This window comes from uncultured Oribacterium sp. (assembly GCF_902481605.1).
Lineage (GTDB): Bacteria > Bacillota > Clostridia > Lachnospirales > Lachnospiraceae > Oribacterium > Oribacterium sinus.
The window spans coordinates 1-12,152 of record NZ_CABSXI010000070.1 but is presented as its reverse complement, the minus strand read 5'-3'; the positions used below and the strand labels follow the sequence as shown (position 1 = coordinate 12,152).

Here is a 12,152-nt window from a genome sequence, read left to right as displayed (position 1 = left end):
TAGAGCGCTGCGTTCGGGACGCAGAGGTCGCTGGTTCGAATCCAGTCGCATCGACTGTAAGCAACGAGTGGGAGATGCCTAGGCATCTCCTGTTCTTATGTAGGAAGGGTAAAAATGAAAAGAGAGAGCTTTAAATCACGAATCGGCTTTATTTTGGTGAGCGCAGGTTGTGCCATCGGAATCGGTAACGTTTGGAAGTTTCCCTATCTGGTAGGGCAAAACGGCGGAGGAATCTTTGTTTTATTCTATCTTTGTTTCTTGCTTTTAATCGGTCTTCCCATTCTCACCATGGAGCTTGCGGTGGGTAGAGCCAGCAAGAAATCCGTGGTAAAGGCCTATGAGGTTTTGGAACCCAAGGGTACCAAGTGGCATTTGCACGGCTGGGTTTGTATTCTGGGCTGTTATCTTTTGATGATGTACTACACCACCGTTTCCGGTTGGATGCTTTCTTATTTCTTTAAATTTGCCTTCGGAACATTTTCTAAAATTGATCCCTCTCAAGTGGAAAATGTTTTTGGAACCATGCTGAGTCGTCCGGAGGAAATGACTCTATGTATGGCGATTACGGTTATCGGGGGCTTTTTGGTTTGCTCCTTAGGTCTGCAAAAGGGGCTGGAAAAGATTACTACCATCATGATGGCCTGCCTCTTACTCTTGATAATTGTTTTGGCGGTACATAGCCTGATGCTGCCGGGGGCTCTGGAGGGAGCAAAGTTCTATCTCTTCCCGAATCCGGAGAAGGTAAAGGAAATCGGACTTTTCCATGTAATTTCTCAGGCCATGAATCAGGCCTTTTTCACCCTTTCCTTGGGGGTTGCGGCCATGGAGATTTTCGGTTCCTATATGTCAGAGGACTATTCCCTAACAGGAGAGGGAATCAAAATCTGTGCTTTGGACACCTTTGTGGCTATCCTTTCCGGTTTGATTATCTTCCCTGCCTGCTTTAGCTTTAATGTAGAACCAAATGCAGGTCCTCCCCTCATTTTCTTCACCTTACCCAGAGTGTTTATGCACATGGCGGGAGGAAGAATCTGGGGATCCCTCTTCTTTGTTTTTATGACCTTTGCCAGCTTTTCCACCGTTATTGCGGTGTTTGAAAATCTCATTTCCACCAGTATTGATAACTTCCACTGGGATAGAAAGAAGGCGGTTATCGTAAACTGTATTCTGATCCTGGTTTTGAGTATTCCCTGTATCCTTGGCTATAATCTTTGGAAGGATCTGAAGCTGATTGGCGGCAGAGATGTATTGGACTCCGAGGACTTTATCGTAAGTAATTTGATTCTTCCCATCGGTTCTTTAGTGTACCTTCTGTTCTGTGTCAGCAAGCATGGTATGGGCTTCCAAAGATATTTGGAGGAATGTAATAAGGGTGAGGGCGTGAAAATGCCGGCCTTCCTCCTAAACTATTTCCGTTTTGTTTTGCCAATTTTCATTTTACTTCTCCTGTTCCAGGGCTTATTATAAAAGGAACTGTTGTTTTGCTTTGATCCGGGAGGTAGGAGCAGGATGAATATTCGAGAAGAAATGGAGAAAATGGAAAAGGAGATTCTATCTCCCTTTGCTTGTTGCAGCGTGGATTCTTTGGGAAGAGATATTCCGGAGGAAGAGGATGATATTAGAACCATTTTCCAAAGAGATAGAGACAGGATTTTACATTCCAAGGCCTTTCGCCGGCTAAAACACAAGACCCAGGTCTTTATTCAGCCGGAGGGGGACCATTATCGTACCAGACTGACTCATACTCTGGAGGTGAGTCAGATTGCCAGAAGCATTGCCAAGGCGCTTCGTCTCAATGAAGATCTGACCGAGGCCATCGCCTTAGGCCATGATTTAGGTCATACTCCCTTTGGCCATGCCGGAGAGAGAGCCTTAAACAAGCTTTGCTCCGGAGGCTTTTCCCATGTGGATCAAAGTATACGGATTGTGGAGATTTTAGAGAAAAACGGCAGAGGACTGAATCTTAGTAAAGAGGTTCGGGACGGCATACAAAATCATAGAAGTTCAGGGAAACCGAAGACACTGGAGGGACAGGCGGTTCGCTTTGCGGATAAGATTGCCTATCTGAACCATGATGTGGATGACGGGATTCGGGCAGGGCTTTTCCGGGAGGAGGAGCTTCCGGCGGAATATCGGAAGGTGCTGGGCTTTACCGCAAGGGAGCGACTGAATACTTTGATTCGCTCCGTAATCTTTACTTCCAGGGGAAAGGATAAGCTTTCCATGGAGCCCATAATGGAAGAAAATATGCAGGGCTTACGGAAGTGGATGTTTCAAAATGTTTACACCAGCAGTAAGGCCAAGGAAGAGGAGTGGAAGGTAGACGGTATGCTGAAGCTCTTATTTTCCTTTTATCAGGAGCACCCTCTGGAAATGGCGGAGGAATATCGTTTTCTGCTGAAAAAGGGGGAAGAGGAAGGGAAGGAAGATCCCAAGCTCCTTTTGGACCGTATTGTTGCGGATTACATTTCCGGCATGACGGATGAGTATTGCAGCCACAAGTTCATGGAGTATTTTGTTCCGAAGGCCTGGGAGAAGGACTGATATGTACTATGGAGAAGATATCGTAGAGGAAATCCGGCAAAGAACGGATATTGTGGATTTAATAGGACAATATGTACATTTGAAAAAGAAGGGCTCCAGCTACTTTGGGCTCTGTCCTTTTCATGGGGAGAAAACTCCCTCTTTTTCTGTTTCCCCGGGGAAGCAGATTTTTTATTGCTTTGGCTGCGGTAAGGCAGGGGACAGTATCCGCTTTATGATGGAGTACGAGAATCTTAGCTTTGTGGAGGCAATAGAGCAGCTGGCAGAGCGGGCAAATGTTACCCTTCCCGAAAAGAGCAGTGGAGTCAATAAGGGGGAAGAGGACCTTCGGTATAAGCTACTGGAAATCAACAAAAATGCCGCTTTGTTTTTCGTAAAGCAGCTACGTAGTCCCAAAGGAAAGCTGGGCTTACAGTATTTGGCTAAAAGAGCTCTAAGCGGGGAAAGCATTACCCACTTCGGTCTTGGCTATGCGGTACAGGAAAAGGATGCTTTGTATCAGCATTGTAAAGCTTTAGGCTATGAGGATGCTATTTTGCAGGAGTCCGGCTTATTTACTTTTAAAGAAAACGGTGTTCGAGATAAATTTTTTAATCGAGTGATTTTTCCTATTATGGACCTTCACCACAGGGTAATCGGTTTTGGGGGAAGAGTGATGGGAGATGGGGAGCCAAAGTACCTAAACTCTCCGGAAACCAAGCTTTTTGACAAATCCAGAAATCTTTTTGCCTTGAACTTTGCCAGAAGAAGCCGGGAATCCTATCTGATTCTTTGCGAAGGCTATATGGATGTGATTTCCATGCATCAGGCAGGCTGTATTGAGGCGGTGGCGGCATTGGGAACCGCCTTTACGGAGCAACAGGCGGCTCTTTTAAAGCGTTTTACCTCTACAGTGCTCCTTTGCTTTGACAGTGACAATGCGGGAAGAAAGGCTTGTAAGAGAGCCATTCCCATCTTACGGGAAAAGGAAATTCAGGCAAAGGTCATTTCCCTAAAGCCCTATAAGGACCCGGATGAGTTTTTAAAGGCGGAGGGGAAGGATGCTCTTATGGAGCGGATTCATAATGCAAAAAATGCCTTCCTGTGGGAGGTGGAGGAATTAAAGTCCGGCTTTAACCTGCAAGATCCGGGAGAGATGCAGGGCTATATGGAAACCATTGCTTCCCTCTTAAGGGATTGCTTCTCCGACCCTGTGGAGCTGGAAAATTATTGTAAGGCAGTGGCCAGAGAGCAGCTTTTATCCGCGGAGAATCTTTTGTATCTGGTACAAAAGGGAGAAGAAAAATCCCAGCTTTCCTTTGCTCTTTCCAAGCAGGGAAGACGGGAGGAAAACAAGCGGGAAAAGACTTTAACGGATAATTTGGAGGAGCAGTTCCTTTCCCTGCTCCTGCAAAAGGAGGAGTGGATCGGACCCGTTTCTCGGTACATCAAGGCAGAAGACCTTAGGGAGGAGCTTTGTAGGCAGGTCTTCCTTTCTTTACAGGAGGGAAAGGCCGTTCAGGAAATCATGGACGGTTTTCGGGGCGAGGAAGAAAAATACCAAAAGTGCATGGCGCTTTATCATGGAGACTTGTATCATTTGGATCAGATCGGAAGAGCGTCGTGTAGGGAAAGAGTTTGGATCTGGAAAGACAGGAAGAGGAAAGAATGCTTATGGACTTTATCCGCCAGATTAAATTGCGGGGGATTGAAAAGGCTATTGCAGAGGCGATGGACGGAGAGGAGCTTTCCCGACTGTTTCGGGAGAAGGATAAGTGGGAGCATTTCTCCGGATTTTCCGGCTAAAGAGCTTAAATAAGCTATATTTGGTTTCGTAGAGATTACAGTTTGGATATAGAGATTGGATTTTTTACGAAATATAGTCTTTACGGTGTATAGAGGCGAAAAAGTTTTGGGGAAAATTATTTTCCTCCTAAAGGAGTGTGTAGATGAAGGGACTTGGGGCAAGAATACAGACCATGGTGGACTTGTATCCGGTGGTGGACAGTATTGCGGATATCGGCTGCGACCATGGCTATACCGCCATTGCCTTGTTTGAGGCAGGAAAGGCGGAGAAGCTTTTTACCTGTGATATCGGAAAAGAGCCCTTGGAAATGGCGAAGAAAAATGTGCGTTTCAGGGGGCTGGAGGATAAAATCAGCTGTCGTCTGGGAAATGGTCTGGAAGCCTTGGAAAAAGGGGAATGTAAGCACCTTCTTCTCTCCGGTATGGGGGGAATGCTGATGATACAGATTTTGGAAAAGCGAATAGAGGAGTTTGAAACGATTTTGCTTTCTCCCCAGTCAGACTATGAGAAGCTGCGACGTTTTCTATATCCCTATATGGAGCTTGTGGAAGACTGCTATGTGAAGGAGAAAAATAAGTTCTATCGTATCCTGCTGGCGAAAAAGCGTAGAAATTCAGATAGGGAAAAAAATACTTTGGATACCGGGGCGAAAGTCCTGGAGCTTAAGGCGACAAATTCGGATGCCGAGAGAATCAGTATGAATATTGGGGGAAAAGAATCGGAGATCGAGAGAACAACTTTGGACTCTTTCGAAATATCCAAAGTGGAATGGGAGTTTGGCTGGCTTCCTCTGGCAAAAAAGGATCCTGTTTTAAAGGAGCTTTTAGAGGATGAGGAAAGACATTTGGAAGAAATGCTTTTGAAAAATCCCCAAAAAGTGATAGCAGAGAAGCTGGAACGGGTGAAAGAAGGGCTTGGGTACTTTGGATAGGAGAAATAATATGAAAAAACAAGAGCTGATTTCCTTTTTGGAGGAATTTGCGCCGAAGCAATATGCGGAGCACTGGGACAATGTGGGTTTTTTGTTGGGAAAGAAGGAAGAAGAGCTTAGCAAGGTCTACATTTGTCTGGATGTGCAGAGAAGGTCGGTGGAAGAGGCGATTGCCCGGTCCTGTAATTTCATTTTGAGCCACCACCCCTTTATCTTTCAGGGGATGAAATCAGTTACCGGAGACAATGAACAGGGAAGATTACTTCTTACTTTGGCGGAACATAAGATTTCCGTCTTTAGCATGCATACCAACTTCGACAGTGTGAAGGAAGGGATGGGAGATTTGATTTGCTCTAAGCTTTCCTGGAAAAAGGAGGGGGTACTTCAGGAAGTTGCTCCATCTTTAGAGGGAGCCGTTCAGGGGATAGGATTTTACACCAGGGTGGATAAGGCATTTTCCTGCGAGGAACTGGCGGCTTATGTGAAAGAAAAGGCCAAGCTTCCCTATATTGAATACTTTGACAGCGGAAAGCCTATCCAAAAAATTGCGGTTTGTCCCGGTTCAGGAAAGAGCTTTATTAAGGATGTGATTGCTTTAGGTGCAGACGCTTATATCACAGGGGACCTGGGACACCACGATGCGGTGGATGCCTTGGGAGAGGGGCTTAGTCTCCTTAATGCAGGGCACTACGGCTTGGAGCGCTTCTTCGTGCCTTATATGGGGGAGCAGATTCGCCGACATTTTCCTAAGATAGATTGTGTGGAGGAAAAGGAAGTTTTCTTAGGAAAAATTCTGTAAAATAAAATAGAAAGGTCAGGGATGTCCATGAAGATTACAGCAAAAGGAAGAGTGGTAGAGTTAGAGGAGGGAAGTAAGTTTCAAGACTTAGTTCCCTTGTTTCAGGATATGGAGGAGTATCCCATTGTTTTGGTGCGCTTTGGAAAGCGTATTTATGAGTTGCATAAGAGAATCCCTAACGTGGATCAGGAATGCAGCTTTTTAACCTTGAAAGATAGTATCGGTATGAAGAGTTATCACCGCTCTGCCGTATTTATGCTTTTAAAGGCTTTTTACCATCATTGTAAGGATGTACCGGGATTTCGGGTAAATATGGATTATACTTTGGGAGGCGGTTTTTACGGCTACCTTTCCGGAGATGTACAGATTACAAAGGAGCTCTTGGAGAAGGTAAAGGCTTCTATGTTGGAGTATGCGGAGAAGAAGATGCCGATTATGAAGCGTTCCGTTTCCACCGAGGATGCCAGAGCAATCTTCCGTGAGGTGGGGATGCATTCCAAAGAGGAGCTTTTCCGTTATCGTATGACCAGCCGTGTCAATATCTATTCCTTGGGGAATTTCCAGGACTATTTCTATGGCTATATGCTGCAAAATACTTCCTATGTGACTTTATTTGATCTGCTTCCCTATGGAGATGGTTTTATCCTGCTTTTGCCTACTCCGGAGAAGCCCAATGAGCTTCCGGAGTTCTGTCCAATGGATAAGCTTTATCAGGTGCAAAAGGAATCCTCCCTTTGGGCCAGAAAGGTGGGAATCGGGGATATCGGTGCATTGAATAAGCAGATTGTTCAAGGGGATACGGATTCTCTTATTCTGATGCAGGAAGCTTATTTTGAGAAGCAAATCGGTAATATCGCCATGTCTATCTTTAAGGAGAAGAAGCGTGTGGTATTGATTGCGGGACCTTCTTCCTCCGGAAAAACCAGCTTTTCCAAGCGTTTAAGTATTCAGCTTTCCGCACTTGGACTAAAGCCCCACGCTATTTCTGTAGATAATTATTTCAGAGCCAGAGTGGAGGCGCCCAAAGATGAGGAAGGTAATTACGACTTTGAGTCCATTCAGTGCGTGGATTTGGAGCTGTTTAATAAGGATATGCTCTCTCTTCTTTCCGGAGAAAGGGTGGAGCTTCCCCGTTACAATTTCTTCACAGGGGAAAGAGAGTATAAGGGAGATTATCTGAAAATGGAGGCAGAGGATGTCTTGGTTATCGAGGGTATCCACTGCTTAAATGATTTAATGTCCACCTCCCTGCCGGAGGAAAGTAAGTTCCGCATTTACATTTCCGCTTTAACACCCCTGAACATTGATGAGCATAACCGTATTCCTACAACAGATGTGCGCCTGCTTCGTAGAATGGTAAGAGATAACAGAACCAGAGGCTATTCTGCGGAGGATACCATTTCCATCTGGAAAAATGTAAGACGGGGCGAAGACAATTACATTTTCCCCTTCCAGGAGAGAGCGGATGTGATGGTAAACTCTGCACTGATTTATGAGCTTGCAGTTTTGAAGATTTTTGCCCAGCCTCTACTGTTCCAGATTGAAAATGACAGTCCTGCCTACCAGGAGGCTAAGCGCCTCTTAAAGTTCCTGGACTATGTGCTTCCCGTAAGCCCGGAGTCCATTCCGAAGAATTCCATAATTCGTGAGTTTATCGGCGGTTCCTGTCTGCATGTAGGGTAAAGCTTTGATTGGAATGTAGATTTAAAATTAAAATCTATAGCATAAAAAATGTCAAAAAACTTTAGCTGATTTTTCAAACCGAAATTAGCTAAAGTTTTTTTATTAGAAAAACTAAAATATAGAAAAAACCATAGAATCATCAACATATTAGTGTAAATCATGGATTTTTGCAAAATATATAAAGTTTAAAACAAAAATATTGTTTAAATCATACTTAGCTGATATACTATAAAAGCAGAACAAAGGAGGCGCGAGGGATGAAATTACTTTATGTAAAAGCCAAAAATTTTAAAAACTGTATAGAGGGATTTACTATTGATTTGGTAGCTAAATCGAGGAAGACTGCAGAAGATAAAGAGTATGAACTGCAGGAGATTGCGCCTGATTTATATGTTTATAATACGATGGCATTTATTGGAAAAAATGCGTCCGGAAAAACCTCTGCATTGGAACTTTTGGATGCTTGCTATTCTATTTTGGGAGACTTTCGCTTAGAAGATAAACACTATGACTATGACGGTGTAGAATTGGAGATAGTCTTTTATCATGCAGGCTTTATTTATAAGTATGAGTGTTTATTGTCTACGGACATATCTCTCAGTAATCAGGCAATTTTTAAAGAGGAAAAGCTGTATAGAAAAAAATATTATAAAAGTCGTATTCATGAACTGTATGAAGATAGTTCTTTCGAGAAAATGGATGAGTATGGAACATTGCCGGAGGATATATCCAAAGTATTTTTTGTCTTAGAAAAAAAAAGTACAAGAGCTATTTATTTCGAAAGTTTTGGAAATGGAGCAGAGACTTATCGTATGATTTTCAAAGCCTTAAAAAATTACAGCATAGATACTTTGGTTTTGGAAAACATTATGCGTATTTTTGATGACAATATTGAACATTTACAAAGCTTGGACGAACATAATTACAGATTGGTTTTTAACGGGGAAGAGAAGTATCTTTCTGATAGCCAGCTGATTTATATCTTGTCTAGCGGTACAACAAAGGGATTACTGCTGTATACCTTAATGGTTGCTTCTTTAAAAGAAGGTTTTGATCTTTTGGTTGATGAAGTAGAAAATCATTTTCATAAAACTCTAGTAGAAAATATGATCAGTTTGTACAAGGATAAATCGGTCAATAAGAAGAATGCTTCTTTAATCTTTACTACCCACTATTGTGAGGTTTTGGATCAGATGGGACGACAGGATAATATATGGATTTGTAAGTCAGGAAAGCATGTATCCCTCTCTAACATGTATGAAGACTATCAAATCAGGACTGAACTTCTGAAAAGCAAGCAGTATTATAACAATGCTTTTCAAACTGCCGTAAATTATGAAGAGCTGATGAGCCTAAAGAGGAAGCTAAAGGAATGAAAAGATTAATCATGTGCGAAGGGGCAAATGAACTGGAAATTATTCGTATCCTCTTGGCAAATAATCGATTAATCTTTGGAGAGGATGAATTATTGGGCTTGACTCCCTATCATGCAAGACAAATTACCGGTAATGGGCAGGTTCGGACAGAATTAAACATTTATCCCGGCAATGATGTATTAATTATGCGGATAGGAGATGCACAAAAGGAAAGGTTAAAGATACCGGAAGACTACAAAGGCAAGATTATAGGAATTGAGAAGTATTGTACTAAACCGGAATTGGAAATGTTGTTTCTAATTGCAGAAGATAAAGTCGCTGAGTTTGAGAAAAATAAATCCACAGTAAAACCTAAGGATTTTGCTAAAATGCATATAAGCTTAGGCAGGAAAAAGTACGATAACAGTACGAAATTTTATAAAGATTATTTTGGTGATAGAGTGGATGTTTTGGTACAGACTATCCTTGAATACAAAAGGATAAAATCTTCTCATAAAAAAGAGGAGCTGTATTTAGCGGATTTGATAAAACGCAAATAAAGGTAGAGCTGTAAAAGTTTCCATGTTTAATCTATATAATGCATGCTATACGAGAAATGCTCTTTAAGAATACAGTATAGACCTGAAGGGGGAATGTGAGACTACCCCTATTCAGGTCTATATTATATTAAAAAGCAATATATTTTTATATTTCAATTTCAGTATTCGGAAATTCAAAGCCCTCATCATACCATTCTAAGAAGGAATGCTTCTCTCCGTCGGTTTTTAGGCCCAAGATGGTATTGATGGACACATTTTCCGTGGAACGGAAGATATTTTTCTCAATGTAGGGATTATTCTTCTTTAACTCTTGGATTAACTTCTTGGTTTCCAGGCGTTTAGAACTCGTTGTTCCGTCGGTATGACAGGTGGAACAGGTCTCCGTAAAACGACAGGCACACTGAATAAAGTTCAGTTCATTATAATCTCTCCAGTGCTTGATATCGTCTTCCCGCACGTAATAGAGAGGGCGAATTAATTCCATTCCCGGGAAGTTCGTAGAATGGAGTTTGGGCATCATGGCCTGGAACTGACCGCTGTACAACATCCCCATGAGAACGGTTTCGATGACATCGTCGAAGTGGTGTCCCAAGGCGATTTTATTGCAGCCCAGCTCTTTGGCTTTAGAGTAAAGGGATCCTCTTCGCATTCTGGCACAGACATAGCAGGGGGAAGAGGGGATGCCGAAGACCGATTCAAAAATATCCGTCTGAAAAAAAGTTAAAGGGATGTCAAGAAGCGTGGCATTCTCTTCAATGATTTTCCGGTTGTATGCATTGTAACCGGGATCCATACAGAGAAACTGTACAGAAAAAGGAAACTTATTATGGCGCTTCAGTTCTTGGAAGAGCTTTGCCATAATCATAGAATCCTTTCCGCCGGATATGCAGACGCAGATTTTATCCCCCTCCGAAACGAGTTGGAAATCATTGATAGCCTTGGCAAACGGGGTAAAGATGGATTTTTTGAATTTTTTTCGGAGACTGCCTTCGATTTCCTTTCTGCGTTCAATTTTGGAAGACAGCTTAATTTTTTCCAGTACATAAGCACCGTACCCGCCATAGAGGTTTGCCACGGTGTAGCCTTTTTCGTGCAGTCGTTCGCCAAGTTCCCGGGAAATGGTGCCATACTTGCAGTAAAGCAGATATGGTTTTTCCTTTGCTAAAGGAATTTGTTCCTGCAATAAGTCGGAAATTGCCATCCATTTTGCATTTTCAATATGTCCCAGCTCATATTCCGCTTCATCCCGGATGTCGAGCGGGATATAATTCTGATATTCCTTATGCAGCCACGCAACAGGGCTGATTTCTTTTAATTTATCCATCTGTGACGTTGTCCTTCTATAACGCAATCTTTTTATGTGCAATCCTTTTATGTGCTGTCTTTTTATGTCTCTGTCTTTTTCTGTGCAATGCTTTAAAGCCACAGTATAGCATAAAATTTCTTGCATAAATTCTTTTCATTCGATATCCTACAGAAAGATTAGCTTGTTTTTTGAATTCAAGGAAAAGGAGGGGGATATGAACCCAATGGAAATGATGCAGTTTGCAAAGGACTGGGATAACTTTAAAAGGAATCATCCCAAAGTGGCAAGATTTTTATCGATAGAATTCGGAAAAGGTCTTCCGGAAGGAAGTATTCTGGAATTGAAAATTATGCGACCGGGAGAAGAAGAGAAAGTCGGCAATCTGCGTGTTTTGGCAGAAGATGAGAGCTTTGTACAGCGTTTTGTCAAGTGATAACAGTCTCTTTAGCTCTTTTGTCCGTATCTTCGGGACTATTCTGCCAGTGTGTTGATTTCTTTCTCCTCTATCTTGGAAAAGAGAATACGTTGTGTATGGTATAAGCCGTAATTTCCGGAGCAAAGATAACTTACTGCGATGGCCAGGATAAAATACGAAGAGGCTTGGAAGCCGAAGAGCTCAAAACAGATCAAAAGGGTAGCCAGGGGGCAGTTTGTCACACTGCAAAAAACGGAAGCCATACCGAGTGCGGCTGATAAGCCGGGGTCCAGAGGAAGAAAGATTTGCAGTGCATTTCCCAGTGTTGCGCCGATATAGAGGGAAGGGACGATTTCCCCGCCCTGATAACCGCCGGAGAGAGACACTGCGGTAAAGAGAATCTTTAAAAAGAAAGCAAAGAAAAAGATGCGATAGCCGGGATGATTGATTGTTTTCACAATGATGCCCATTCCGGTACCGTTATAATCGGTGTTCTGAAGAAGAAAAGTGAAGAGGCTGACGATGGCGCCGCTCACGAGGATACGAACGAAACTGTTTTCGAAGTATTTCGTGAACAGTGCTTTTGTCTTATGGATGATAAGAATAAACAGGATACTGACGAGGGAACCGATGACAGCAAGAAAAATTGTGGATAAAGCGCCTTTCCAGTGCATCTCGGGAATCATCCGGATGTGCAGTTCGGGTTCCGCAACATGAACAATGTGTTCAGCAAAGTAGTTGGCTACCAGCGCAGAGATGGTACAGGGAAGGAG

At 42.9% G+C, this 12,152-nt stretch carries 10 protein-coding genes; 8 read left to right on the top strand and 2 right to left on the bottom strand.

Going from position 1 to position 12,152, the window contains the following annotated elements; all coding sequences use genetic code 11:
• The first annotated feature begins 114 nt into the window (after positions 1-114).
• From RDQ32_RS09585 to RDQ32_RS09550, 7 genes are all read left to right on the top strand, one after another.
• Complete coding sequence (locus RDQ32_RS09585; RefSeq protein ID WP_308580244.1) at positions 115-1,467, top strand: sodium-dependent transporter; 1,353 nt, start codon at positions 115-117, stop codon at positions 1,465-1,467.
• 42 nt (positions 1,468-1,509) lie between these two features.
• Complete coding sequence (locus RDQ32_RS09580) at positions 1,510-2,544, top strand: deoxyguanosinetriphosphate triphosphohydrolase (protein WP_308580242.1); 1,035 nt, start codon at positions 1,510-1,512, stop codon at positions 2,542-2,544.
• A gap of 1,928 nt (positions 2,545-4,472) precedes the next feature.
• Positions 4,473-5,261 carry a class I SAM-dependent methyltransferase gene (locus RDQ32_RS09570; protein WP_308580238.1) on the top strand — a complete coding sequence of 263 codons (789 nt, stop codon included), beginning with the start codon at positions 4,473-4,475 and terminating at the stop codon, positions 5,259-5,261.
• A 10-nt stretch (positions 5,262-5,271) separates the two neighbouring features.
• A complete protein-coding gene (locus RDQ32_RS09565; RefSeq protein ID WP_308580236.1) occupies positions 5,272-6,060 on the top strand; it encodes a Nif3-like dinuclear metal center hexameric protein in 789 nt (262 codons plus the stop codon).
• Positions 6,061-6,087: 27 nt separating this feature from the next.
• Complete coding sequence (locus tag RDQ32_RS09560) at positions 6,088-7,743, top strand: uridine kinase (protein ID WP_040648584.1); 1,656 nt, start codon at positions 6,088-6,090, stop codon at positions 7,741-7,743.
• Between the two features lie 257 nt (positions 7,744-8,000).
• Positions 8,001-9,119 carry an AAA family ATPase gene (locus RDQ32_RS09555; RefSeq protein ID WP_308580233.1) on the top strand — a complete coding sequence of 373 codons (1,119 nt, stop codon included), beginning with the start codon at positions 8,001-8,003 and terminating at the stop codon, positions 9,117-9,119.
• Positions 9,116-9,658 (top strand): GNAT family acetyltransferase, encoded by a 543-nt coding sequence (locus tag RDQ32_RS09550; RefSeq protein WP_308580232.1) that lies wholly within the window; start codon positions 9,116-9,118, stop codon positions 9,656-9,658. Before RDQ32_RS09555 ends, RDQ32_RS09550 begins: the two co-directional genes overlap by 4 nt.
• Before the next feature lie 145 nt (positions 9,659-9,803).
• Here the strand turns inward: RDQ32_RS09550 and RDQ32_RS09545 are convergent, their stop codons facing one another.
• Positions 9,804-10,982, bottom strand: coding sequence for an ATP-binding protein (locus tag RDQ32_RS09545; RefSeq protein ID WP_308580230.1), 1,179 nt, complete (start codon positions 10,980-10,982; stop codon positions 9,804-9,806).
• Positions 10,983-11,178: 196 nt separating this feature from the next.
• Here RDQ32_RS09545 and RDQ32_RS09540 point away from each other — a divergent pair, with 196 nt between their 5' ends.
• The gene (locus RDQ32_RS09540) at positions 11,179-11,397 is read left to right on the top strand and encodes a hypothetical protein (RefSeq protein WP_308580229.1); all 219 of its coding nucleotides are present in this window, start codon (positions 11,179-11,181) and stop codon (positions 11,395-11,397) included.
• A 38-nt stretch (positions 11,398-11,435) separates the two neighbouring features.
• On the opposite strand, the gene RDQ32_RS09535 is transcribed toward RDQ32_RS09540, so the two are convergent.
• The coding region (locus tag RDQ32_RS09535; protein ID WP_308580228.1) for a chloride channel protein at positions 11,436-12,152 on the bottom strand (717 nt) is incomplete at its 5' end.

Coding starts and splice junctions, on each gene's coding strand:
- RDQ32_RS09585 (WP_308580244.1), top strand. CDS start 115: ATGAAAAGAGAGAGCTTTAAATCACGAATCGGCTTTATTTTGGTGAGC.
- RDQ32_RS09580 (WP_308580242.1), top strand. CDS start 1,510: ATGAATATTCGAGAAGAAATGGAGAAAATGGAAAAGGAGATTCTATCT.
- RDQ32_RS09570 (WP_308580238.1), top strand. CDS start 4,473: ATGAAGGGACTTGGGGCAAGAATACAGACCATGGTGGACTTGTATCCG.
- RDQ32_RS09565 (WP_308580236.1), top strand. CDS start 5,272: ATGAAAAAACAAGAGCTGATTTCCTTTTTGGAGGAATTTGCGCCGAAG.
- RDQ32_RS09560 (WP_040648584.1), top strand. CDS start 6,088: ATGAAGATTACAGCAAAAGGAAGAGTGGTAGAGTTAGAGGAGGGAAGT.
- RDQ32_RS09555 (WP_308580233.1), top strand. CDS start 8,001: ATGAAATTACTTTATGTAAAAGCCAAAAATTTTAAAAACTGTATAGAG.
- RDQ32_RS09550 (WP_308580232.1), top strand. CDS start 9,116: ATGAAAAGATTAATCATGTGCGAAGGGGCAAATGAACTGGAAATTATT.
- RDQ32_RS09545 (WP_308580230.1), bottom strand. CDS start 10,982: ATGGATAAATTAAAAGAAATCAGCCCTGTTGCGTGGCTGCATAAGGAA.
- RDQ32_RS09540 (WP_308580229.1), top strand. CDS start 11,179: ATGAACCCAATGGAAATGATGCAGTTTGCAAAGGACTGGGATAACTTT.